Raw genomic sequence first — 24,338 nt, forward strand, 5'->3', positions numbered from 1 at the left:
GAAGTTCAAATGAACTTCTTTTTTTTACTCTAATTTTCTAGCTTTAGTTAACGGTTCATCCTTTTTTGGCCGATAAAATTTCCTGCCACCTTGGCTCATAATATTATCAGTAAAATTACCCGGCCGCGTATTTTGCAAAGCGTTAGTAATTGCATAAACAGCAGCATCCAAATCATCTATACGGTGTAACAATTCGGCTTCCAATAACGCTGGTAATTTAGGTGAGCCATACTCAAACTTACCGTGGTGCGATAAGACCATGTGCCGTAACAACAAAATATCCTCGGCTTCTAAATCGAAATTAAGTTCCTTAGCCGCCAGCATAATTTGTTCATCTATTAATACTAAATGCCCGACCAAATTACCTTCAGTGGTATATTGCGTTGCAGCTGGGCCAGTTAATTCAAGAACTTTACCCATGTCATGCAAAATACAGCCAGCATATAAAAGCGACCTGTCAACCTGCGGATAGTTATCAGCAATTGCCTTGGCATCCCGCAGCATTGACAGCGTATGATAGGCTAAGCCGCCTCTAACCGCATGATGATTGCTTTTTCCAGCGGGATAATCATAGAAACGCTCACCCCATTTTTTCAGTAAAAAACGAACTATGCGATTCCATGTCGGATTTAAGATTTCAAATACATACTGATTAATTTCCTCTTTCATGACTGAAATTTTTTCAGGTGCCGACTTTATAAATTGCTTAAGATCATAGCCTTCTTCAGGACCAACAACTCGTAAACTATAAATCTTGATTTGTGGTTGTCCTTGATATTCCTCACGTTTGCCATCTAATTCAACAATGGTGCCAGCACTAAAAGTCGCAGCATCCTGATTATTGGCATCCCAAAAGTTACCACGAATTTCACCTGACGAATCACCAAAGGACATTGCTAAATATAGCTTGCCCTTTTTCGTATGCCGCAGTTGTGAATTTTTAATTAATACAACTGCCTCCAATTCTTCACCATCATTATAATCCAGCAAACGTTTATACATTCTCGGTTCCTTTCCTAAAAGTTAGTGGCTGAATATGCAATTTTTCAACTAAAGTGGATTGCGCAGTAAAAATCAACACCTGATTGTTTTGCGCTACTTGATCCAATAGTTGCTTAATCTGGTCAACTCGTTGATCATCAAAATTGACAAAAGAATCATCAATTAAAATTGGTAAGTTGATTTGATCTTTTATTTGCTGAACAAATGCTAGTTTTAATGCAAAGTACAGTTGTTCAGAAGTACCACGTGACAAATACTGTACCTTGATCTTCTTGCCATCATAACGAGTAACTGTTAGTTTCTTGTCAATTTCAATACTATTATACCGATTATTTGTTAATAGTCGCAAATATTCTTTTGCCAGTACTAACATTTTAGGAAAGCGTTCATTTGAAGCTAAATCTAAAGCCCGCGCAATCCATTTTGATACGGCTAAATCTGCTAAATATTCAGTACTTAAGTTCTGAAACTTAGTTTTTAGGTTAGCTAAATCTTGCTTAGCTGAAAAGACCGCGTTTGAATTAGCTAGGTTGGTCATCTTAACACTCAACTCAGCCTTTGTCGCTTGTAATTGGCGAATCTTTTCTTGCTGATTGGCAATTTGCTGTAATAAATCTTGAAGCTTGGATTGCAAAGCAGTATCTTGCTGAATTAATTTTAGCTCTGCCATATCTGGCTTAAGATTTGTCGTTAAAACATTAATTTCAGCCTGGAGTTCTTCCTGCTTTAATTTAGCTGATTTAAGCGCTGTATAGCCTGCCATGTCAGTTACATTAGCTGCAGCAAAAAGTGCATTTAATTTTAAATCGAGCTCCTTAATACGAGAATTATTATCAGCAATTGTACCTTGCAAACTAGCTTTTTCTTCGCTACTCTGACGGGCAAGATTTTCCTGCGTTTCTAACTGGTCTAAAGCGGTAAGAATACTCTCAAAGTCTGGCTGGACTTCTTGGTGAAGGAGTTGACTAATCTTATCAGCAAGTTTGCTAGACTGTAAAAGTAAATCTTCTTCTTGGCTTTCAACTGCTTTTTCTTTTTGAATTTGTAATTGATATTGCCGCCACGCGTTAAGCAAATTCGGTAGATCCAACTGGTCCGGTTCTAAGTCATATTTACTGGTAAAAGCGGCCCGCTGTTTTTGAGCTAAATCTTTTTGCTCTTCCTGCTGGGCCTTGACCTCCCTAGCCTGCTTTTGTTTAGTGAAACCACACATTCCACAGACAATGCCGCCAAGTAACGCGGCTCCACCAAAAAGCGGTGAATTGATTACCAACAGGATTAAACCAAGAATGATGATTAAGCCAGAACCAATCAGCCAATATCTTCCATCAGTTTGAGTGTTTTGCCTTGAAGAGTCATCTTTTAAAGACAAGTTTTGGTAATCCGTTTGCAATGTAACCATTTGATCTTGACTAAAATCGGCTACCTTTGCCAATGCTGGGTTAAGAGTAACTAACTGTTCTTTTTCACTGGCAATTTGCTTCTGCTTTTGTAAACAAGAGCGATATTCTGAGCGCCATTGCAAAACTTCAGGCTTTTTTTGAACCAATTCATGCCCATTTTGGAGCGAATTATCTTGACCAGCAACTTTGGCAAGTCGTTTTTGCAAATTTTCCGTCTGTTTTTGCAAATTTTGCTTTTCTATCAGCAAATTTTGCGCTTCTTGATATTGCTGTTCATCAAAGGAAACAGTTTTTACTTCTTGCTTTAACTTCGTAAGTTTTTGGTAGCTCGGCAGTAATCTTTGCAATTGTTCAGCGTGCTTTTGTTTATCCTGCAGCTTGGTTAAAAGTGCTTCCTGTTCAGTTAATTGCGCTTGCTGATCACTGAACTGCTTTTGCAATTCTTGGTAGTCAGAAAATTCTTCCTCTGCTTCATCAACCTTGGTTTTCTGCTCTTTTAACTGCTTAAGCAACTGATTAAGCGGCGGATTAGTCCCACCTTTTTTAAATAATGTGCTTGCTTTTTTGGCAAAATCGTCGCGCAGATCAATCAGCTTGTCACTATTAGCAGCGCCTAAATAATAAATGCGTTCAAGCAAATCTGTCTGTCCAATAGTGCCAACTTTGGCTAACATGTCTTGATTAAAGATAAAGCTGTCCGAATAAAATTCACCGTCAATATTTTTTAACTGATCAAAAAAAATATTTTCCGGAACAACCTGTCCATTACGCTTTACAGTTAGCGTACCAACTTTAGAGCCCTTGCCCGGTGCATACAGGCGTTCCAATTCAAATGTATTAGCCTGCTCATCCGTAAAAAACAATGATCCCCCCATTGGGCTGACCCTTGCTAAAGGTTTATAATCTTCAAAAAAAGCAGAAGTATGCTTGGCTAGGTGAAAACCAAATAGAACTTGTTTAATAAAAGCAACAATCGTACTTTTACCAGCTTCATTAGCACCAAAAAAAACCGTGAGATTAGATTCCGGCAGTTCAAACGTAAAATCAGAGAATTGGCCAAAATTGACAACTTTAATCTTCGTTAATTTCATCGCTAATTCCTTTCAATTTACTATTCAGTTTGACCTCAGCAAGTTGTTGCACTTGCTCTTCGAAAAGCGTACTTTGGGCAAGTTCGGCCGCAAAATCATCTTTTTTAGCCCAATCATTACTGAAAGACTGAAACTCTTGCTGGTCAAAAACCTCTTTTTCAGCTTGCTTGAAATAAACCTGATCATTTTCGGCAATTTCTAGGTGACTGTTGCTGGCCAGCCGCACATCCACTAATTGTGATTCACAATCTAGTTGCTGCGAGATCATGTGCCAGAAATCACTTTCCTGGATCATTTCACGTTCTTTTGCACTCAGATACTCGGCACCAATAATTTTTAGGCAGTAATAAGTCGTTACCGAAGAAGTGAGATTATCGCAAATTAAAGTCTGCAAATCAGCTTGGGACAGCGGTTTTTGCAATTTGATAGCAACTTTTTGCCAGACAATAGGACAAGTAGGAATAAATTGAATTTTTGTTTCTTTTGTTTGCTCATTTATTTCGCCCAGATAACAGCCTTTTTCGCCTGTTTCATTGATATGACGCCCTTGCAAATTGCCGGGATAAACAATCCAAGGAGTAGTTGATAAAACTTGTCGCAAATGAATGTGCCCTAAAGCAAAGTAATCATAGTTTAACTCTTTTAGTTCGGTTAAATTAAATGGAGCATATACATTTTGACTACTTTGGCCTGACTTTTCTTGTGCGTGCATTAAGCCAAAAGTATAATGTCTGCCTTTAGCTGGAAATTCACTAATCTTATTGGTAGTGATGTGATTTTTTAAATAAGAAAAACCCGTGACCTCGTACTCAAAGCCGTTAGCTGTTTGATAACTGACGGTTTCAACCGTTTCACCATCACCTAATAATTTAAAATAGGGACTTGCTGAAATTAATAAGTCTTCTTTTTTCATATGATCATGGTTTCCAAAAATCATGACCACTTGAATCTTGGCATCGGTTAGCCTGGCAATTTGTTGTGCAAAAAAGATTTGACTACTGGGATTAGGTCGAGCACTATCAAACGTATCCCCTGCGATCAACACAAGATCAACATTTTCTTGCAAGGCCAAATCAACGACTTTTGTTAATGACTGGTTAGGAGCGTCATGAATGGATGAAGAACTCCTAGATGGCAAAAAAGATAGCCCCAAAAAAGGACTATCTAAGTGCGCATCAGCAAAATGAATAAATTTCATTGTTGTATCTAGTTTCTAAGACCCTTGTATAGATCATTAATTGGTTGGGTAATTACTTTTTGAACTTCTTCAACTGTATTATAAAGGCCTTGTTCTGCCTCTAACAGCTTCAAAATTTGGGGATCTTTTTGAACTTGTTCATTTAAGTTCTTATATTCTTCCTGCATTTCTTGTGTCAATTCTTGACCTTGTGATTGAACGTTCATAATTGTATTTTGCATCTTGTCCATCTTCTTAAACAAATCTGAACTTTCTGCATTATTTTTAACTCCGTCAATTGCAACTTGTAAAGTCTTAAATTCATCAATTTCTTGCAAATCAGAAGCTAATTGATTGGTTGCGTCATAAATATTTACCATGATTAAATCCTCCTAATTATCGGTCAAAAAGACCCTTCAAATCATTATACCATTCATTAAGCTTTTCTCCCGCAGATCCTAAACCTTTTTGTATTTTTTCATTCAAGCCATTAGTCCAATCCGAATTAGAACCGTTGTTTTGAATAATTTGTTTAGGAGCCTGCTCAGTAAATTGATTTTGTGCAGTATAAGGAAGAATCCCTTCCATTTCTGCTTTGTATAATCTGGTAATCTCCGTTTCAGAAACACCATGCATAAAGTGCTGTTTATTAGTGCGATCATAGCCAACCCAAGTAGCAACGACTACATCAGGCGTATAACCTACAATCCACTGGTCTTTGGTACCAAACCCATATGAATTTGGTACTTCCGTTGAGCCCGTCTTACCAGCAACGCGGTAACCGGCTGGTTGAGCCGATGTACCTGTACCACCAGCAAAAACGCCTAAAAGCATTGTGGTCATTTCTTTTGCTGTGCTTTCTGAAATAATCCGGTGTTTTCCAATATCGTGATTTTCGCCAATTACGTTGCCGCTAGCATCGGTAATTTTAGTAATGAAGTAGGAATTATTGGGAAGATTTCCCTTATTGGCAAAAGCAGAATATGCTCGCGCCATTTGCATAGGAGAAACTCCAGTTGATAATCCCCCTAAGGCCAAAGCAAGGTTTTGATCCTCTTTGGCTACTTTAATACCGAAATTATTGGCCGATTGGACACCCTTAGACACACCAATCCGGTCAAGTAACCAAACGGCTGGCACGTTTTTACTTTGTGCTAATGCCACGTACATTGGGATCTTATTAGAATAACCGTTATCAACGTTATGCGGCTGATAGCCATTTTTACCAAAGCGCTGCAATTTATTCGACAGCTGTGAATCATAATGATAGCCCTGCTGGAGAGCAGGTGCATAAGACACAATTGGTTTAATTGATGAGCCCGGCTGCCGCTTCATTTGAGTTGCACGATTATAACCGCGAAAGACGTGCTTTCCTCGTCCACCAATGACGGCACGAACAGCTCCAGTACTTGGATCCATTACCACACTGGCTCCTTGAGTCTTTGTTCCGTCAGAAGACCCCTGCGGAAATAGCCAGTCTTGAGCAAATTTTTCCTGAAGTTGCTGCTGATAATTTTGGTTTAACGTCGTATAAATACGAAGCCCCTTATTCATCACGTCTTCTTCTTTTAGACCGTAGCGATTAATCGCCTCATCGACCACAGCATCAAAAAAGTAAGGATAACGATAACCATCCTGATTATGATAGGTATCACGTAAAGTTAAACCTTGTCTTTGAGCTATTTGTGCTTGCTGTTTGGTTAGCTTATCATTCGAAACCATCAAATCCAAAACCAAATTACGTCTTGAAAGCGAATAATTCAGATGATCGATTGGATTATATTTACTTGGATTCCGCAAAATTCCAGCTAAACAAGCTCCTTCGCCCACCGTTAACTGGCTAGCATCTTTACCAAAATATTTCCTGCTGGCATCCTGCACGCCCCAAACACCGTTACCAAAGTAAGCCTTGTTCAGATACATAGTTAAAATATCTTTTTTGGAGTAAACGTGCGTAATCTCAATCGCAAAAAATAGTTCTTCTACTTTACGTGAGATAGTTTGACGCTGTGTTAATAAAGCATTTTTGGCTAATTGCTGCGTTAAAGTTGAACCACCACCAGAAATTTGTCCTCGATGAATCACTAACCCTAAAGCTGCTCTAGCCATCCCCTTAATACTAAAGCCAGGATTAGTCCAAAAAGTTCGATCTTCAGTTGAAATTACGGCATTTTTGACGTTAGGTGAAATCTTATTGTATTCAACAAAAGTTCCCTTTTGCGAGTATAAAGAACCCGCCTTTTGATTTTTATGATCATAAATAGCCGTGGTTGTCGACAGGGATGCTTTTAAATTTGAGATGTTTGAAGTTTTTACTTTGACGGTATAATAAGTACAAACCAAAAAAGTGAAGGTTAGCAGGATCAAGATAATCCAGCGCCCGATATAAAAACGGTGATCAAACCGGTGCCACAAGCCACCAAGTCCTCTTCTCTTTGGTTCATTATTTTCCATTTTATCTGCTCCTTTTAGAAACAACTAAAATTGTATCATATCAGAAAGTATTACCTTTATTTTCAAAAAGATTTAATAAATATTTATGAGCTATTATTTTACACTTAATTACCCCAAAAATCTTAAACCATGTTCTGTCAGTGACTTGTTGCGGCAGCTTTTACTTCCGCGAAAATGGCGCCATTATCTGCGAATCAACCATAAGGTTTTAATTAACGGCCAATACCGTTATTTTAATCAGCTTGTCTATCCAGACGAAAAAATTGACCTAATTCTTGATCATGTTGAGTCTGAACAAGGGATTTATTTACCAAGTGGAAAATTTCCTGACCCAATCTACGAGGATCACGACTTGTTAATTATTAATAAGCCAGCGGGCCAAAAGACCCATCCCAATCAGGGAGAAACCAATACGGCTTTAAATGATTGTGCCACTTATTTAAAATACACTCCCTACATTGTACACCGTTTAGATATGCTAACGAGTGGATTGCTTTTAGTGGCTAAAAATCCGGCCGTTGTTCCCATTCTTAATCGTGAATTAACAACTAAAATCTTTCACAGAGAGTATTTAGCCGTCGTCAATCAAACACGTAGCTTACCAGAAAAAGGCACAATTAACTTGCCGATTGGCCATGATCCAATGGATAAACGCAAAAGAATGATTCGCTCAGATGGTCTAAAATCCTGTACCCATTATCAAGTTTTACAAAAATGCTCCGATCAGACAGCACTTGTTAAGCTGTCGCTTGAAACCGGTCGAACCCATCAGATTAGGGTTCATTTAGCCGCAATTGGCTGCCCGATTGTCGGTGATCCATTATATAATCCTCAGTTCAATCCGGATGACTTTTTACACCTAACAGCATTTCAGATGTCCTTGGTAAAGCCGTTTAGTTTCAATCAAATCAAAGTCAAATTGCCAAAAGAAAAAATTATTTTACTAAACCAATAAAAAAGCCATGAGAAATAGCTCATGGCTTTTTTTGACTTTAAAACACTAGTCACTTTTTTTATTTACACTGCAGTTAACTATTCACCTTTAAAGGTGCCAGCTTCAACTTCTCGAATAAAGTCGGCAACATGCTTATAGTAAACATCAGGGTTGTCAACCATGTGGTGATGTCCCGCATTTGGGGTAGTTACTAAACGTGAATTAGGAATTTCTTTTTGCATAATTCGAGCAGTTTCTAGCGGCATAGTATCTTCTTCGCCAAAGGTCAGTAGTGTTGGCATTTTAATTTCTTTGAGATACTTTCTGAAATGCCAATCCTTTAACTTACCAGTAACGACAAACTCATTATCACCTTGAAAAGCATGGTAGACAGGTAACCCACCAATTCGTTTAATATGGTAAAGCTTGCACGGCTGACGACGATCAAGAAAGTTAATGTTCAAAATCTGAACATCTTCTTGGTAACGCTTATTGTCATAGTCATTATTTTCTTCACATTCGCGCATAAAATCAATTTCCGTTTGTGGGAAAATCTCTTGTCTACGCCGGTTAATTGAAGCGATATAGTCATCGGTGTCATCAACCATTGAAGAAATAATTGTTCCTTTAAGGTGTTGACCATATTTAACGGCGTATTCTTGCGCCAAAAGTCCACCCCAACTTTGACCAATTAAATAGCAGTTATCAAGGCCAAGCTTATCTCTAACTTCATCTACTTCATCAAGGAAATATTCATAGGTCAAATACTTAGCAGCAATTTCTGGATCATCATAATCTGGTTGATCAGAGTAAAGTGAACCAAGTTGATCATACATCGTAACTTGGACATTTAATCCCTGCTTTTTTAATTGATCAGCAGCGTCTTCCCAATATTCATGGTTACCACCGGGTCCACCATGCAATGCTAACAAGTGGATGTCACCTTCGCCTTGCGTACTCGTCCACAAATGGTAGCCGTTATCTAAAGTGATAATTTTTGATCCTGTTCTCATTATTTAGTCTAGTCCCCTTCTAGTCTTTTAATAAAATTATTTTGCGTAGCCAACTTTGTACCATAATGGGTGGCCGTTGTTGCCTTCTGAAGGCTTGAGTGAATACCCCGTAAGCTTATTATTGACAGCTGTAATTTGGTAAGAATTATCGATTGGAATGACATAAGCTTCGTCATTCATGTATTGTTGCCATTCGTGGAATTTTTGTACGCGGTACTTATGGTTAAATGCCTTCTGCGAATTCATTTCTGTCAGCAATTTATTATTTTTAGCAGTTACAAAACGGGCCATGTTAAATGGAGCTGATTCACTGTAGTAAGGATGTGGCGATGGTTCAGTTGGTGTTGACCAGCCACCGATATACATATCAATGCCCTTATCATCGTTTTGCAATTTGTCGTAAAACGAGTTGTGCTCAATCAAGCGTCCCGTGGCCAGCTGAACGTTTAAGCCAACTTTGTGCCATTGTTGAATATAGTTCTGAATGATTGGTTCCTTAGTTGCATCCCCACTCATTGCGGCTACATTAATTTTCAGTGGTTTGCCATCAGGCTGTACACGCCACTTGCCCTTCTTCTTATAGCCGGCCTTGTCGAGAATTTCATTTGCTTTCTTAAGGTTATAATCAAAGCCTTTGGCACTCTTATCGTAGTAATCACCAAAGATTTCTGGAATTAAAGTTTTCACCCTAAAGGTCAAAGAATATGTATAACGCTTATTCACGGCATCAACGTTCATTGCATAACCAATAGCTTGCCGTAAAGCCTTGTTATTCATCTTAGACTTTGGATTTTCAACGTTTTTGCTGAGTTTTTTATCCCATTTACCAACTTTAAAACCAAGGTAATGGTAAGCAATTGGAATTTGTGCCACAAAGTTAACGTCCTTGGTATCTTTTACTTGAGGCCATTGAGTGTTAATCACTGGAATCACATCAAATTTATGACTCTTGATAGCCTGCGAAGCTGAATTAGGGGAAACAACAGAAACGACGATTTTATCTAATTTTGGCTTGCCACGCCAGTAATATTCATTGGGAACCCAAGTGGCTGATTGTCCACGAACTAGCTTTTCCATTTTATAAGGACCAAAGAACAATGGGTTCTTTCTAATTTTATCAGATGATTTTAATTTAGCGAAAGGAATATCTTTAAGGTAGTGATAAGGTTCAACCGCTTCCCAAAGCGACCGGCTACCTGCGTTAGACATACTTGGACTTAATTCCGTGAAATGAAGAACTAATTTACGACCATTTTCGCCATCAGGCATTTCAATACCAGAAATCGTTTTTGCCTTGCCTTCGTGATATTCTTTCAGACCTTTTAAAACTTCAAACTGGCTACTATATCGAGGACAAGCCGTATCCTTGTTTGCTAAGATTTCATAAGCATATTCATAATCTTTAGCTACAACTTGTTTACCGTCAGACCATTTAACACCTTTTTTAATATTAATGGTAATGGTTTTGTTCTTTTGATCCAATCTGCGTGTTGCTGCACCCTTATCAGTAACTTTGAAATGATCATCACTATCAAACAAAGTCTCTTGACCAGGAGAAGCCACCATTGAATCAACATCCACAGAAGATAATTCCTGCGAAAAAATACCTGAAAATGGTGTATCTGTTTCGACTGCAATCTTAACCGTTCCACCTTGTTTGACTGCTTTTTTCGGAGTCTCAATTGGGAATTTAGAAACATTTTTAGTTTCGTCATTATTAGCATTATTCTTCTTACCGCAACCAACTAGAGCAATTGCAGAAAGACTTAAAACACCAATTGAAGTTAACAACTTATTCTTTTTCATATCTTTTCTCATTTCCGTATAAATTAATTTTATTATGTTAATAAATATATCATACTAGTCAAATAAATACATCATAATTATGAAAAGAATATTTAATTTTGTCCCTAAAAAGAGTAAAATGGACTATAAAAGACTGTAATTTTACTATCGGCTTATGTTGGATTAGTAATTTACAAAAGGAGTAGTAATGGATAAACAAAAAATAAATGACTTTGCTGAAAAAGTAAGAGATACATTCAATTTGCCAAGTTTAGGCTTTGGGATCTATCACAAAAATGAGAGCTATAGCCATGTTTACGGCGATGCGAACGAAGATAGCTTGTATCCTTTAGCCTCAATTTCTAAATCCTTTTTGGCAACGGCAATTTGTCAATTAGCTGATGAAGGTAGAATCAGCCTAGATGATCCTTTAAAAAAATATTGGCCTGATTTTCAACTCGTTGATAAATATGCTCAAGATCATTTAACTTTTAGAGATGCACTAAGTCACCAAAGCGGACTACCTGCTCACGATTTAATGCGTTTTACTAACATGAATAAGCATGATCTAACTTTAAAAGAAAAAGCTGAACATGTCGGCTACTTGGAGCCTAACCACGAATTACGGGTTAAGATGCAATATAGTAATCTGGTTTATGCCGTGGCAACCTACGTAATGGAACAAGCAATCGGTCAGGATTACGGCTCATACGAACGTGAACACCTACTTAAGCCACTTCACATGAATAATACTTTCATTAATCATCATGAAGCGCCACGTGACAGAATTCCTAAGCCTTATATTAGAGATAATGATGTAACGCAAGAAGTTCCATTTATTGCACCTGGCAAGGTTGGCGGAGCCAGCAGCATGTTAGCAACAATTGCCGACTTGCTTACTTGGGGTGAATTCCAGCTAAAAACCCAAAAATCAACTTCAACTGAGGTTACTGCTCAGCGTTATCAGCCACAATCAATCATGCCTCCTAGCCGAGCATATGGTGGTGCTAACTTCGGTGCTTATGGTTTAGGAATGATGATGGAAGACTACCGTGGTCACAAGTACTTTTATCACAGTGGTTCATATATTGGATATTGTTCTTTCCTAGGCTTCGTTCCTGATCTTGACTTGGCATTTGTTGTGACTACCAACATGGATTCTACCGATTCAATTTTCGCTTTGGCTTATCAAACAATTGACGAGGCCTTAGGAATTCATGACACAGACTGGGCCGACAAAGTAAGCAAAATTATGGCAAAGAAAAACCAGGCAAGAGAAGATAATATTGCCAAGCTTAAAGGTAATGACTGCCATGCAGTTAAAGCAAAAGCAGAATTACTTGGTGATTACGAAAATCCAGGCTATGGTTTGGTTACTCTTTGTGACGAAAATGGCGAGCTTAAAGCAACTATCGGTAAATGGAATAATCCAGTACTTGAAGGTGCAAATGGCAAAATGTACATTGAAGCTCGGCTTTACCAACATGAACTGATTCCGATTGAATTGGGTACTGATAAAATTTACTTACAATCAGATCCTGCACTTAAGAAGGCAACCGAGTTTGTTAAAGTAAACTAGATTCACAAATAAAAAACAGCGTGCGACAACACGCTGTTTTTGTGTCCAAACAAGTTTAGTTAACTTATTTTTATTTATTTAACTTTACTAAGTGAATCCTTGACGGCTTCTTTAATTGCCCTACTAGTTTGCGAAGCACCGGAAACCGCATCAACATTGTACGTATTTTTCGCCACAATCTTCTTCGGTAGTTCCTTAATAGCCTTTAGACCATAATCATCACTTTCGGTCTGCTTTAAAATTTCAACGTTCTCAATGTTTCCTTCATCACTAACCGTTGTTCGCACAACAACGCCGTCACCCATACCCTTATTACTATATCCGAGATACTGATTCTTACCTAAGGTATAGTGGTTATGGTCTTCATCACTTTCGGCTTGGAAGTCAGGATTAATTTTAGCATCAGTAAAATTACCACTACCAGACACTGGTAAATCCTGTTTAAGGGTTGCAGCGTTCTCACCTGCAATTTTTCCAGAAATCAGACAATCGGCAATATTGCCACCAGTTGTATATTTATTAACAAATGGTGAGCCTAATTCACCCGCTTCATACAGATGTGGAATTGGATTGCCATTCGGATCTACGACCTGACAATGACCGTTTCTTCGTCCACCGCCTTGCGTATTCAGCATATTTTGTCTAAGCGCAATTGCATAGTAAGGACCAGTAGAACTAAATTTGCGCAAAGTTTTTGGATTACGGTGAAAGGCATAATCTTTGCCTTGCTCTGCCATAAAGTTAAATTCAACAATCGTTTCTTCTAGTATTGCCGGATTTTTAGTAATTTTTTGAGCTAATTCTCCGATTGACTCTGCTTTAATTGCTTTATCTAAATAGCCTGGAACCTTTAAACCATCATCAGGTTCATTCTGTAATTCATCATATTTTTTCTGATCAAAAATCATATAAGGATGAGCCTGATTGAGTGGAACTACCCAATCGCCGTGATTATAGATATGACCGTGACGGTTCATTTCAGCTTCGTTAAAGTACCTTGTACCATCATCACCAACTACAATTACACTACCAGTTGAACTTTCTTGCCAGAAGACATTAAGTGCATAAGTAGAACGGACACCTTTATTTTGTTTTAAAGACAATCCGTGGAATTGACCCAGTGATTCGAATGAGCGCATATTCCATAATTGCGCGTTTACTTCTTCAAGCATTTTAATTCCGTCACCTTGATTATATAAAGAACCAATTGGTGCAAGATATGGTGCTTGCAGGAAGGTCTGAATCATCTCTTGGTTATTTTCAAAACCACCAACAGCTAAAACGACACCATTGTTAACTTTGATGTTGCGTAAAACATGTTTATGCTCAATTTGAACCCCAATAACAGTTTTACTTACGCCGTCTTGAATTAAGTGTTTAGCAGGTGAAGCATACCAAATATCAATTAAGTTAGAGCGGTCTAAAACTTTTTGCCGCAAAATTTTCCATAAGGCCGCATCATCTACTCCTTGATGCACTAAGTAATCATCATAAGAATCAGCATCAGGTAGTTCCGGATATTCCGTCACATAAGCGGTTGAAGGTGTACCCGCCAGCATTTTTTTCATGCTAACTGGCTCGACATCTAGGTATTTTCTGAAGTAGTCACCCATATTGGCCATTCCCTCAATTAAGTTCGTAAAGGCTGCTTGATCTGGCTTGAGGGGTGCGGCTAAATGCTCGTGGTAATTTTTTAATGCCTCATAGTCCTTGCCGGCACCAACCATCTGTCCAGCATACCGGGTGTTGCCACCCTCATGGCCTTCTGGCGCACTATCAACCAATAGAACTTTAGCACCGTTATCTGCGGCAAACCGGGCAGCTGTCGCTCCGGCTCCACCAAAGCCCAGAACAGCAACGTCATATACAGCATCCCACTGAAAATCTTGATTATGACTCATGATTTTGATCTCCTTATTAATATTTTTGTTGTTTACGCTTTCATTAAACACTATAATATTAACTATGTGAAATACTTAATTATTGAAATTACTATTACAAAACAGTTATAGGATCAAGAATGAATAATCGCTTACTAATTTTTTTAGAAACACTTGAAAACAGTAGCTCTATTTCTGAAGCTGCCAAGAAGCTTTATCTTACGCAACCTTATCTGAGTCGAATCATTAAGAAATATGAACAAAAATATCATGTTTTACTCGTTAGCCGTGAGTCACATCCAATCCAGTTAACACCTGCTGGGCAATTACTCATGAGTTATTTGCGCAAAAGTTTACAATTAGAAAATCAATTAAATCAAGAAATGAAAAGATTTACTAAAAACGAGTTTCCTACTTTAATAATGGGTATTACCCCACCTCTTGGCGAAAATTTTAATTTAACTATTTTACCGAAGCTGCTAGCTAAGTTTCCTACCTTAAAAACCGAAACATTAGAATTAAGCACGGCGGATGCCGAAAAAGCATTTAAAGACGAGCAGATTGATTTATTTGTCGGAAATGAGCTGCAACTGCCTAACGTCAAAAGCCAAAAGCTGCATCGTGATACTCAAGTCTTGGTACTTGGGAAAAATTCCAAACTATACCAACCAAATAAACAAGAAGTTCATATTTCTGGGACTAAATTACAAACACTCAATCAGGAAAACTTTATTGTCGTTGATGGAGAAAGACGTTACCAGGAAATTATTAACACGTATTTTAGCAATAATGGTATTCAAATTTATCCCCAAATTCATGTCAGAGATTCACTAACAGCACTAAAACTAGCCGCACAAGGGTTAGGTAATATGACGACAAGTATTGCTGCAGTCAAAACCAAGAAATACCAACATATCAATTACGTTAAATTGCCTCAAGATGAGGTTAAAATCAACTTTACCGTTTCTACTTTAAAAAATGACGACTATTTAATGGCGGAAATAGCAGAAGTGATTTCTATTTTAAAACAAACATTTACGACTAAAATTTTAGTTAGCTGAAAACGAATATTCAGATCAAACAAAAATAGGTAGATTAAGATTTTGATGTGAACCCTAAAATGAGAGCTAACTTCCGATATCCAATCGGAGTTAGTCCCTTTAGTTTGGTTTTAGCAGGTCTTTAATTGTTAGCTCCATCCATAATTTGATATTGCTTTAATAACACATTTAAATTACTAAAAATATAAATAACTTCCATAAGACAATAGTTTAACTTTTATATAGACATCATCGATTGGCTTACAGATTAAATTTTCAGCCTCTTTTTTGCTAGTAAAAGGCAGCCTATTGTACCAGCATCATCACCCAACTTTGCATGAACAATAAAACTATCCAACGAAGAAGTTTTAATATAGTGTCCAATCATTTTATTATATTCATAGCGGATTTTGGGAAACAGATGCTCTTGTTTTGAGACGCCTCCACCAAAGATAATCCTTTCAGGTGATAAAACCATTGCGACATCGACACATGCTTGGGCAAGATAGTATGCTTCCATATCCCATTGTTTACTGCTTTTTGACAAGTCCTCAGCTTTTTTACCAGCTCTTTTTTCAATTGCAGGACCACTAGCCAAACTCTCTAAGCAATCATAATGATAATTGCACACCCCATCAATATAATCATATTGGTTTCTTCTAACCAATAAGTGTCCCATTTCTGGATGAGAGAGGCCATTTAAAAGCTTTCCATTGTATATTGCGCCAGCACCGATACCGGTTCCCACAGTCCAATAAACAATATTTTTAAATTCTTTTCCAGCACCCAGTTTAAACTCTCCGTAAGCAGCAGCGTTGACATCTGTTGTCCAAAATACAGGTACATTTATGTGATTCTTTATTTCCTCTAAAAATGAATAATTTACCCATCCTTTTTTCGGAGTTGCTAATATTTTGCCATAGTTTTTACGAGTTTCATTAATACCTATCGGACCAAAGCAGCCGATGCCAATTGAATCAGGATGATATTTTTGAAAGAACTGATAAATTAGCGGCATAGTAATTCTGGGAAGACTAGTAGGAATTCTTTCTTTGGCGATAATATTTAAGTTTTCATCACTTACTGAACAAATGAACTTGGTTCCTCCAGCTTCAATTGAGCCTAATGTAGTCATTAATTTTCCTTTCAAAAAAATGAGGGCTGATGTCCTCATTTATTATTTATTACTAAATCTTGTCTGCGCGCCAAGGATCCATTCCTTCATATAATTTTGCTTTACCTACAGCATCAAATAAATCATTCTTGTGGTGAACAATCTGCTTCGCTGCTGTAATAGCATCTGGGAATAAATTATTTGGATCCCAGCCATCATCTTTACCCAATATCTCACGAACTTTTTCAAAAAATGCATGCTTATAGTCCGAAGAAATATTCACTTTATTGATACCATTCTTAACTGCTTCAGCAATCTGCTCATCTGGGTTTGATGAACCACCATGCAGAACAAGTGGCGTGTCTGGAACAGCCTTAACAATATCTTTTAAGATATCAATTCTAATTTTTGGCGTGACATCTGATGGATAAATTCCGTGACTAGTTCCTATGCCAACTGCTAAGGTATCAACACCTGTTTCCTCCACAAACTTTTGCGCTTCTTCAGGCGTAGTATAAATACCCTCTTTTTTGTGTCCTTCAACGTGAATACCGGTTTGACCGATTGTTCCAACCTCACCTTCAACAGAAACGCCTACTCTATGAGCCATTTTAACCGTTTCCCTAGTTAATGAAACATTAGTTTCCCAATCTTCTGCCGATAAATCAATCATTACTGAGCTAAATCCATCATGGATTGCTCGAGCTGCGCTGTCAACTGAATCCCCATGATCAAGGTGGAGGGCAACAGGAATTTTACTGTCACGAATACGAGTCAGAACATAACTAATGAAGTCATCTTTACAATATCTCAATTCCGTTGGATGAATCATAATAATTGCTGGAGCATAGTCTGCTTCACATTGCTCAATTGCAATACGCATTAATTCCAAGTTTGAAACATTATATGCCCCTACTGCAAAATTGTTTTTTCTAGCTACTTCCATTAATTGGTTCATATTTACTAAAGTCATTGTTTATCTCCTTAAATATTTTTGAGTTCTTTTAACTTTTTTCTAAAAACAAATGTATAAGCTATTTTATTGAAGATCAATTCCTGATAAATCAACATCTTCTTCATTTTCATCTTCTTTTTCAGGGGACCCATTAACTTGTTCATCAGTTAAAGGTCTCTTTATAATTGCTAATAAAATTCCTGTGACAAGCGAACCTACAACTAAAGCAATTATTGCTACAAAAGGTTTTGACATTGCCGGGATTACGAAAATTCCTCCTGAAGGAACTGAGCTCTCATTTCCCCATGCATAACTAATCATGCCGGTAATACCACACCCTATCCAAGTACAAGGAAGTGTTCTAAGTAAATCATTCATAGCAATTGGGATAACGCCTTCAGTTATCATGCAACATCCCATTGGAAAAGCAACTTCAATAGTTTCAACTTCACGTTTAGTGTAAATTTTTTTGTGAAAGAGTTTGGCAAATAAATATGATCCAGCTATCCCAAATGGAGGTACCATTGCCGCCAAAACTTTTATTCCTTCTGGTCCTTTAATTCCGTCTAACAATAACCCGTCACAAATCAGATTAGGGATTTTACTAATTGCCCCGCCAAAATCAGCACAGCCAATTAAGCCGATTAAAAAGCCATATAAGGCTCTTTGAGAGCGATCTAGCCCAGTTATAAAATGATTCAGAGCACTGGTCGCAGCAGTTAATGGACTGCCTAACAAGAAAAACATAATCAATGCTGTAAAGATTGAAGTTACTGTAGGAACAATAAGCATTGGCATCAGCCCACTTGCCCACTTTGGAACTTTGATTTTCTTAATCCCTAAAGTTATATAACCAGATATAAATCCTCCAATAATGCCCCCCAGAAAACCTGCTCCAAGAAAAGAAGCAATTTGGCCTGACAAAAATCCAGGAGCAATCCCCGGCCTATCGGCTATCGAATAGCCAATATAGCCAGCAATAAATGATGGTAATAAGCCCATTCCTAAAACGCCCAAAGTGGTCATGGCATTAGGGAAATTCATTTGGGCTAAATTAGTTACTTGTTTACCCCCCATTAGGTTACCTATTGCTATAAGTAGTCCAGAAGCTACAATTAACGGGAGCATATACGAAATTGAGGTTAACAAGTGCTTTTTAACAGCAGATCCCGCTTTTTTTATACCATTAAAAAAATTATTCATTCATATCACGCTTTCTGACATTCTTGGCTTTGACTTCTTTTGCAATTTTTTTAAGCAATTGCTTTGGCGCTTTAACAACTAATGAGGTGCCAACTTTGACAGTCGGCAAATTCCTAAAGCGTTCATTACCAGTAGTTGCAATGTCGACCGCTAATAATGCAACATCCGCATCAGCAATTTGCTTAGGAGTCAGTTCATTTTCTGTACCAATTGTTCCTTGAGTCTCAATATGAATCTCATCACCGAGTTCCTCGGCTGCCTTTTCTAGCTTTGCTTTTGCCAAGTACGTATGTGCTATTCCGGATGTACAAGCACATACACATACAATCTTCATATAAATCATCTCCTTATTCGTTACATAAAAGCTGAATCACGCTTCCCTTCGTTTTTGCATGATGAAGCTTGTTTATAAAATCGTCATCCGATAATAAGATTGCTACTTGTTGCAAGAGTTTTAAGTGCAATGTGCTTGCATCCTGATCTCTCACAGCAAAGAGAATCACAGCAGTTACTGGCTTATCATCAAGCGTTTCCCATGGAATAGGATGATCACTCAATCCAATCGCAATTGTAGTGTTTTTAACGGCTGGTGACTTTCCATGAGGAATCGCAACCCCTTGGCCAATACCTGTTTCTCCTTCAGTTTCACGTTTAAACACATCTTTAACAAAAACTTGCTTATTATCTATATCATTATCTCTTTTTAAAAGATCGCTAAGCTCATCTATAACATCTTTTTTCGATGTACCAACTAAATTGAGTTTAATTAAGTCGGGGCTTACGATTTTAGCAATATCCACTATTTTTTCCGACAAAGTTTTAACTCCTAACTCCTTAAAATATCTACTACCTGTCGAGCAGTTTCCGTTTTACTGATTTGCGAAACAATATCATCTTCTGCTAATTTGTTGATAACAAGATGCATTTTTCTGAAATTGTCATCTTGTTGGTTGACTGGTTGAGGAACAATTAAACAAATTAAAATACTCACTTTTGAGTCATCAAGACAGTTCCAATCAGCAATGTCTTTGTCTGATTTAAAAATATATAACCACGGTGAAAAATTTCCTTTCAAAATTATATGAGGAATTGCTAGTCCTTCAATTAAGGCTGTACTATTTGTTTTTTCTCTATTTTCTATGGAGTCGATTACTCTTTTTGAATCAATTTTCATAATCTTGGAGACATTATTTGCTACTTCCTTAAAGGCACTTTTTTGGCTAATTACGCTGCCATTGTCGTATCTAAACAGGCTTGCGTTCATTTTGAATTTTTCTAACAATATTTTTCACCTTCTGTTCGTCTTTTTTGGTAAAAAATGCACTTACAAGTTCAATGGGAACCTTTCCATGGCAATCAATTGGAACAGTACTAATTAGTAAATCAACAGCAGGCTGCTTCTTTAAAATTGTTTTTATATCAAAGTTTGAAGCCAACCCAACAATTTCAATTTCTGGAATGCTATTTTTTATTTTCGTTGAAATGATTCCTGAGGTGCCAATCCCGGTTGTACAGATAACATAGGCCTTTACCCTTGTATTTGACTTATTTTTTTCTTCGTAATATTTTGCAAAATACAAGCAGATAAAGCCTGTTTCATCATCTGAAATCTCGGGTAGTTCAAACCTTTGACTTACTTTTTCCGAAGCTTTCTTTGTTGCCAAAAACACACCGGGATATTCTAACCTTATGTCATTCAACAATGCATTCGGCAGAGAAATTTTCATTTTTAGTCTACTAATCATCGCCAAAACATGTTTTTTTATCTCATCTTTAATTGATAATTCAAAATTGCAATCTAGATTTTGTGAAACTTCTTGTAAAAAGAAATCAGTTACTTCTTCCGCTAAATCACGATCATCCAAAACTATCCCATCAAATGAATTAAATCTCGATGTGAGCAAGTACTTAAATAAGTAATAAACTTCTGAATCTATATCTGTTCCAGCAATTCCAAGATATTTTTTGATATTGTCTACAATGGTCTTGCAAACACTGAATATTTCAGGATTGATTTTTATTTCTTCTTGTAAATTGCCTTCCGAAGCAATTGATTTGTCAACTGACTTGTACTTTCTTGCTCTTGTAAGCAGAATATAGATATGGGCAAAAAAATTGATATTATATGGATAAGTTAGCGAGCCATTCAAAACACGTAATGCCATTTCAACCTGACTTAATGCAAAATTAAAATCTTTTTGATGAGATTGACCTGTATTCTTGCGTAAAGTTTCTATATCAGTAGAGTTATTAATATGAAGCACTAATTCTATGAGAGCATTCCTAATGTCTTTTTCATTTCCAATTATTTGGATAGATCGCTGCTTACGCTTTAACTTTAAATTCCACTTCTTTATTTTTTTGCCAATTTGCTTTTCGTCATTCCACAAAACTGATTCGCTGATGTACAAACTATTTACTAAGTCATATATTTTTACTTCATTCGGTGATGCAAATAACAGCTTGGTTAACATGTTTTCTTGCCTTAAATGTGTTGAAGAATCATGATGCACATTTTGGTTTGCATAATCTAGATAATTTGAATAATCTAACTCATAGCCTCGCCCCCTTTGAGAAATAATGATTGGTTTGGGAAACTTTTCATTTAAACTATTAATGTGACGTGCAATTGTTTTTTTAGAAACATTTAGTCCGTTGGAAAGTTCATCAGAAGTAATGAACCTATTGTGAACTTTAAGATAATCAATAATTTGTTGACTAATTTCTTTTTGCACTTTTCATCCCTCCTGATACTTATATTTTGCTTTTTGTGTAAACGGTTAATTAATTAAAAAGTGTCCTTAGCAAGTTCTTTCAAAGGACATTTATTTAAAACTAGTTACATAAAAAGCTTTAGCACTAGTTCTTTTCAGATTTAGCTAGAAGTTAATTAGTCTTTATCAGTTAATTCTAAAATAATTCATTTAAGCAAAAAAATTAGAGCAAGCCTTTTTTTGAAAAAAAAAGTTACTTATTCAACCTAAAAGAATAAGTAACTCAAATTAATTTTTTTATTTTTTTATGAAGACTCGGTAAATTAAAGCTTTCCGCCAAATACTGGAAAATGACTGGCTTCCCCATAATCGATTGCATTAATTTCTTGCAAAGTTTGCATATCTTCGGCACTTATTTCAAAAGCAATTTCCGTATTTTGCTTAATGTGATCAGCTCGCGCCGCTTTAGGCAACACTACCGTATTTAGCTGCCAATCATATCTAATACAGAGTTGGGCCGCTGATACATGATACTTATCGGCCATTTGAGTTATTACCGGATTATTCAAGGCAGCTCCATGGGCAACGGGTGAAAATGATTCAACAACAATTCCCTGATTTTGAGAAAAAGCAAGCAAATCTTTCGGTGTTGCACCAATGTGACACAAAATTTGGTTTACCATCGGTTTAGTCGCACTATTTTTAATTAAATTAGTTAAGTCATCCGGCTCAAAACTCGACACACCAATTGCACGCAACTTGCCTTCCTTCATTGCATCCTCTAATGCACGCCAAGTTGCCAAATTACCTTCAAAATGGCGATCAGCTGATTGATTAACTTCGTTCCAAGGCTGCGGATTATGAATAATCATCATATCTAAATAATCAAGTCCCATTTTCGCCAAAGATTCATCAATTGACTTCTTGGCATCGGCGTAATTTTTGATTTCGGCGGCAACTTTTGAATTAACAAAAATTTGTTCACGTGGAATCCCAGAATTTTTTATTCCTAATCCCACTCCAGCTTCGTTACCATATGCTTGCGCAGTATCAACGTGCCGGTAGCCAAGTTGAATAGCTGTTTCGACCACTTGGGCAACCTGATTATTATTAATTTCCCACGTGCCTAATGCTAATTTAGGAATTTTGACTCCGTTGTTTAAGGTTAATGTCTCATCTAAAATCATCTTATTCCTCCTTGTTTAAGATTAATTTTCAATTAGAAGTATAGGACTTAAAGTACGCTTTAAGTCAAGTTTTTCCGTAAATTATTAAATAATGCTTAGGAATTTGATCCAAGTCGGTTACAATTAATATTGCATAAAATATGAAAGGTGTTTATTTATGAAATCATTATATTTAGTAAGACACGGTCAAACATTATTTAACGTTCAACACAAAATTCAAGGCTTTTGTGATTCACCACTCACACCATTGGGAATTCAGGAAGCAAAAGCTACTAAAAAGGAGTATTTTGAAAAAGAGCATGTCCAACTGGAGGAAGCTCATTCTTCTACCTCTGAACGAGCAATTGATACACTCAAAATAATTACTGATTTGCCATTTAAAACAAATAAAATCTTGCGTGAATGGAATTTTGGCACTTATGAAGGTGAAGGTGAGCACTTAAATCCGCCACTTCCCTACAATGATTTTTTCGTTCAATTTGGTGGCGAATCGCAGAAGGAATTGACAGCTCGCATTAACCAAGAAATTACAAAAATTGTGCGCCAATCACCTAATAAGCATATTTTAATTGTGTCACATGGTGCTGCCATCGCTAATTTTTATAAAATCTGGGAAAAGTACAATACATTCAAAAGGACTGAAAGAATTAAGAATTGTTCCGTCTTAAAATATGACTTTGACGATGATATTTTTCGGTTAAAAACACTGTTTAATCCAGATTGTTAGCTTGAATCGTTTATTTTTTAATAAAAAAAAGCTAGCTCCATTCAGGAGTTAGCCTTTTTAATTTCATTACAACTCGGTAATTATTCTAAGTTTAATGAGCTCTTGTCAAAAGCAGCTGACTTAATCTTGTCGTCAATTGAAGGAGTACCAAGCCAAGTGATCATTTCCTTCATTGCATCAGTGATTGCTTCAGTACCAGGAAGTAAAAGCTTACGTGGGTCATAACCCTTGTTAGCCTTGTCTTCATCCTTGTGAGCTTCGAAGTATTCACGAGTTGCTTTTTGGAATGCTAATTGGAATTCAGTGTTGATGTTAACCTTTGAAATTCCAAGTGAGATAGCCTTCTTAACTTGTTCTTCAGGAATACCTGAACCACCGTGCAAAACAAGTGGAACAGAAACTGCATCAGCAATTTCCTTCAAACGATCGAAGTTAAGACCCTTCCAGTCAGCTGGGTAAACACCATGGATGTTACCGATACCACAAGCAAGCTTGTCAACACCAGCAGCAACGAAAGCTTTAGCATCTTCAACAGAAGCTAATTCTCCGCCTTCAGCACCTTGGTTTTCACCAATCTTACCGATTTCAGCTTCAACGGAAATTCCACGTTCATGAGCCAATTTGACGATTTCCTTAGTCTTAGCTAAGTTTTCGTCAGTTGGTAATGCGTGACCGTCAAACATAACTGATGAGTAGCCAAGTGCAATACATTCCTTAGCAGCTTCAAAGTCACCGTGATCCAAGTTCAATACGACTGGAACTGAAATGTCCATTGCGTCCATTGAATCTTCAACGATATCCTTAGCAATCTTGTAGCCACCCATGTACTTAGCAGCACCCATTGAAACTTGGATTAAAACTGGGGTTCTAGTTTCCTCAGCTGCTTGCAAAATTGCACGTGTCCATTCCAAGTTGTTAGTGTTATAAGCACCGACTGCATAATGGTTTTTACGAGCATCTTTAAAGATTTGGTTACCATTATCTAAATAAGCCATTAATAAATTACCTCCTATTAATCTTACAGTCACATTGTACCGTAATAACGAAGTCTTGAGCAATCTTTTAATCGATGTAAGCGTT

21 protein-coding genes are annotated in these 24,338 nt (G+C 37.1%); 4 read left to right on the forward strand and 17 right to left on the reverse strand.

The features are described 5' to 3' along the window. Positions 1-24: 24 nt before the first annotated feature. Genes J3U69_RS07905 through J3U69_RS07925 form a run of 5 tightly spaced genes read right to left on the reverse strand, consistent with a single transcriptional unit; the run spans position 25 to position 7,127 of the window. A complete protein-coding gene (locus J3U69_RS07905; RefSeq protein WP_220219940.1) occupies positions 25-1,002 on the reverse strand; it encodes a 3'-5' exoribonuclease YhaM family protein in 978 nt (325 codons plus the stop codon). Next, on the reverse strand, positions 995-3,496 hold the full coding sequence (locus J3U69_RS07910) for an ATP-binding protein (RefSeq protein WP_267413618.1): 2,502 nt from the start codon (positions 3,494-3,496) through the stop codon (positions 995-997). Before J3U69_RS07910 ends, J3U69_RS07905 begins: the two co-directional genes overlap by 8 nt. Beyond that, the gene (locus tag J3U69_RS07915; protein WP_267413619.1) at positions 3,477-4,694 is read right to left on the reverse strand and encodes a metallophosphoesterase family protein; all 1,218 of its coding nucleotides are present in this window, start codon (positions 4,692-4,694) and stop codon (positions 3,477-3,479) included. Before J3U69_RS07915 ends, J3U69_RS07910 begins: the two co-directional genes overlap by 20 nt. 8 nt (positions 4,695-4,702) lie before the next feature. Next, a complete protein-coding gene (locus tag J3U69_RS07920; protein ID WP_103751899.1) occupies positions 4,703-5,053 on the reverse strand; it encodes a YlbF family regulator in 351 nt (116 codons plus the stop codon). Positions 5,054-5,069: 16 nt separating this feature from the next. Further along, the gene (locus J3U69_RS07925) at positions 5,070-7,127 is read right to left on the reverse strand and encodes a PBP1A family penicillin-binding protein (RefSeq protein WP_267413620.1); all 2,058 of its coding nucleotides are present in this window, start codon (positions 7,125-7,127) and stop codon (positions 5,070-5,072) included. A gap of 85 nt (positions 7,128-7,212) precedes the next feature. Between J3U69_RS07925 and J3U69_RS07930 the strand changes: the two genes are divergently transcribed. Beyond that, positions 7,213-8,082 (forward strand): RluA family pseudouridine synthase, encoded by an 870-nt coding sequence (locus tag J3U69_RS07930; RefSeq protein WP_267413621.1) that lies wholly within the window; start codon positions 7,213-7,215, stop codon positions 8,080-8,082. 77 nt (positions 8,083-8,159) lie between these two features. On the opposite strand, the gene J3U69_RS07935 is transcribed toward J3U69_RS07930, so the two are convergent. Both J3U69_RS07935 and J3U69_RS07940 read right to left on the reverse strand, forming a co-directional pair. Further along, positions 8,160-9,074 carry a proline-specific peptidase family protein gene (locus J3U69_RS07935; RefSeq protein WP_103751902.1) on the reverse strand — a complete coding sequence of 305 codons (915 nt, stop codon included), beginning with the start codon at positions 9,072-9,074 and terminating at the stop codon, positions 8,160-8,162. A gap of 36 nt (positions 9,075-9,110) precedes the next feature. Beyond that, on the reverse strand, positions 9,111-10,880 hold the full coding sequence (locus J3U69_RS07940; RefSeq protein ID WP_267413622.1) for an oligopeptide ABC transporter substrate-binding protein: 1,770 nt from the start codon (positions 10,878-10,880) through the stop codon (positions 9,111-9,113). 187 nt (positions 10,881-11,067) lie between these two features. On the opposite strand from J3U69_RS07940, the gene J3U69_RS07945 reads away from it, so the two are divergent. Then, entirely contained in the window at positions 11,068-12,438 is a 1,371-nt protein-coding gene (locus J3U69_RS07945; protein ID WP_220219946.1) for a serine hydrolase domain-containing protein, read from the forward strand. A gap of 74 nt (positions 12,439-12,512) precedes the next feature. Here the strand turns inward: J3U69_RS07945 and J3U69_RS07950 are convergent, their stop codons facing one another. Continuing rightward, complete coding sequence (locus J3U69_RS07950) at positions 12,513-14,339, reverse strand: FAD-binding protein (protein WP_267413623.1); 1,827 nt, start codon at positions 14,337-14,339, stop codon at positions 12,513-12,515. A 119-nt stretch (positions 14,340-14,458) separates the two neighbouring features. On the opposite strand from J3U69_RS07950, the gene J3U69_RS07955 reads away from it, so the two are divergent. Further along, positions 14,459-15,379: a LysR family transcriptional regulator gene (locus J3U69_RS07955; protein WP_103751906.1), complete on the forward strand. Its 921-nt coding sequence runs from the start codon at positions 14,459-14,461 to the stop codon at positions 15,377-15,379. 247 nt (positions 15,380-15,626) lie between these two features. Here J3U69_RS07955 and J3U69_RS07960 read toward each other — a convergent pair whose 3' ends face one another. The 8 genes from J3U69_RS07960 to J3U69_RS07995 all read right to left on the reverse strand — a co-directional run bounded on the left by J3U69_RS07960 (position 15,627) and on the right by J3U69_RS07995 (position 22,531). After that, complete coding sequence (locus tag J3U69_RS07960) at positions 15,627-16,493, reverse strand: ROK family protein (protein WP_267413624.1); 867 nt, start codon at positions 16,491-16,493, stop codon at positions 15,627-15,629. Between the two features lie 52 nt (positions 16,494-16,545). Further along, entirely contained in the window at positions 16,546-17,445 is a 900-nt protein-coding gene (locus J3U69_RS07965; RefSeq protein ID WP_267413625.1) for a ketose-bisphosphate aldolase, read from the reverse strand. 66 nt (positions 17,446-17,511) lie between these two features. Beyond that, a complete protein-coding gene (locus J3U69_RS07970) occupies positions 17,512-18,609 on the reverse strand; it encodes a PTS fructose transporter subunit IIC (protein ID WP_220233085.1) in 1,098 nt (365 codons plus the stop codon). 13 nt (positions 18,610-18,622) lie between these two features. Then, complete coding sequence (locus J3U69_RS07975) at positions 18,623-18,964, reverse strand: PTS fructose transporter subunit IIB (RefSeq protein WP_220232148.1); 342 nt, start codon at positions 18,962-18,964, stop codon at positions 18,623-18,625. A 13-nt stretch (positions 18,965-18,977) separates the two neighbouring features. Next, positions 18,978-19,445 carry a PTS sugar transporter subunit IIA gene (locus J3U69_RS07980; RefSeq protein ID WP_267413626.1) on the reverse strand — a complete coding sequence of 156 codons (468 nt, stop codon included), beginning with the start codon at positions 19,443-19,445 and terminating at the stop codon, positions 18,978-18,980. Positions 19,446-19,456: 11 nt separating this feature from the next. Next, positions 19,457-19,912, reverse strand: a complete 456-nt coding sequence (locus J3U69_RS07985) for a PTS sugar transporter subunit IIA (protein ID WP_267413628.1) — start codon at positions 19,910-19,912, stop codon at positions 19,457-19,459. Then, entirely contained in the window at positions 19,875-21,365 is a 1,491-nt protein-coding gene (locus J3U69_RS07990; RefSeq protein ID WP_267413629.1) for a BglG family transcription antiterminator, read from the reverse strand. The genes J3U69_RS07985 and J3U69_RS07990 overlap by 38 nt, the downstream gene beginning before the upstream one ends. A gap of 302 nt (positions 21,366-21,667) precedes the next feature. Next, positions 21,668-22,531 carry an aldo/keto reductase gene (locus tag J3U69_RS07995; RefSeq protein ID WP_267413630.1) on the reverse strand — a complete coding sequence of 288 codons (864 nt, stop codon included), beginning with the start codon at positions 22,529-22,531 and terminating at the stop codon, positions 21,668-21,670. A 157-nt stretch (positions 22,532-22,688) separates the two neighbouring features. On the opposite strand from J3U69_RS07995, the gene J3U69_RS08000 reads away from it, so the two are divergent. Next, on the forward strand, positions 22,689-23,258 hold the full coding sequence (locus J3U69_RS08000) for a histidine phosphatase family protein (RefSeq protein WP_267413631.1): 570 nt from the start codon (positions 22,689-22,691) through the stop codon (positions 23,256-23,258). An 80-nt stretch (positions 23,259-23,338) separates the two neighbouring features. Here the strand turns inward: J3U69_RS08000 and fba are convergent, their stop codons facing one another. Next, entirely contained in the window at positions 23,339-24,253 is a 915-nt protein-coding gene (fba, locus tag J3U69_RS08005; RefSeq protein ID WP_103751911.1) for a class II fructose-1,6-bisphosphate aldolase, read from the reverse strand. Positions 24,254-24,338: the final 85 nt, after the last annotated feature.

The organism is Lactobacillus sp. B4026 (assembly GCF_026535825.1).
GTDB classification, from domain to species: Bacteria; Bacillota; Bacilli; order Lactobacillales; family Lactobacillaceae; genus Lactobacillus; species Lactobacillus panisapium.

What these genes read in the sequence shown, in the direction of transcription:
- J3U69_RS07905 (WP_220219940.1), bottom strand. Translation starts at nt 1,002, where the DNA reads ATGTATAAACGTTTGCTGGATTATAATGATGGTGAAGAATTGGAGGCA.
- J3U69_RS07910 (WP_267413618.1), bottom strand. Translation starts at nt 3,496, where the DNA reads ATGAAATTAACGAAGATTAAAGTTGTCAATTTTGGCCAATTCTCTGAT.
- J3U69_RS07915 (WP_267413619.1), bottom strand. Translation starts at nt 4,694, where the DNA reads ATGAAATTTATTCATTTTGCTGATGCGCACTTAGATAGTCCTTTTTTG.
- J3U69_RS07920 (WP_103751899.1), bottom strand. Translation starts at nt 5,053, where the DNA reads ATGGTAAATATTTATGACGCAACCAATCAATTAGCTTCTGATTTGCAA.
- J3U69_RS07925 (WP_267413620.1), bottom strand. Translation starts at nt 7,127, where the DNA reads ATGGAAAATAATGAACCAAAGAGAAGAGGACTTGGTGGCTTGTGGCAC.
- J3U69_RS07930 (WP_267413621.1), top strand. Translation starts at nt 7,213, where the DNA reads ATGAGCTATTATTTTACACTTAATTACCCCAAAAATCTTAAACCATGT.
- J3U69_RS07935 (WP_103751902.1), bottom strand. Translation starts at nt 9,074, where the DNA reads ATGAGAACAGGATCAAAAATTATCACTTTAGATAACGGCTACCATTTG.
- J3U69_RS07940 (WP_267413622.1), bottom strand. Translation starts at nt 10,880, where the DNA reads ATGAAAAAGAATAAGTTGTTAACTTCAATTGGTGTTTTAAGTCTTTCT.
- J3U69_RS07945 (WP_220219946.1), top strand. Translation starts at nt 11,068, where the DNA reads ATGGATAAACAAAAAATAAATGACTTTGCTGAAAAAGTAAGAGATACA.
- J3U69_RS07950 (WP_267413623.1), bottom strand. Translation starts at nt 14,339, where the DNA reads ATGAGTCATAATCAAGATTTTCAGTGGGATGCTGTATATGACGTTGCT.
- J3U69_RS07955 (WP_103751906.1), top strand. Translation starts at nt 14,459, where the DNA reads ATGAATAATCGCTTACTAATTTTTTTAGAAACACTTGAAAACAGTAGC.
- J3U69_RS07960 (WP_267413624.1), bottom strand. Translation starts at nt 16,493, where the DNA reads ATGACTACATTAGGCTCAATTGAAGCTGGAGGAACCAAGTTCATTTGT.
- J3U69_RS07965 (WP_267413625.1), bottom strand. Translation starts at nt 17,445, where the DNA reads ATGACTTTAGTAAATATGAACCAATTAATGGAAGTAGCTAGAAAAAAC.
- J3U69_RS07975 (WP_220232148.1), bottom strand. Translation starts at nt 18,964, where the DNA reads ATGAAGATTGTATGTGTATGTGCTTGTACATCCGGAATAGCACATACG.
- J3U69_RS07995 (WP_267413630.1), bottom strand. Translation starts at nt 22,531, where the DNA reads ATGATTTTAGATGAGACATTAACCTTAAACAACGGAGTCAAAATTCCT.
- J3U69_RS08000 (WP_267413631.1), top strand. Translation starts at nt 22,689, where the DNA reads ATGAAATCATTATATTTAGTAAGACACGGTCAAACATTATTTAACGTT.
- fba (WP_103751911.1), bottom strand. Translation starts at nt 24,253, where the DNA reads ATGGCTTATTTAGATAATGGTAACCAAATCTTTAAAGATGCTCGTAAA.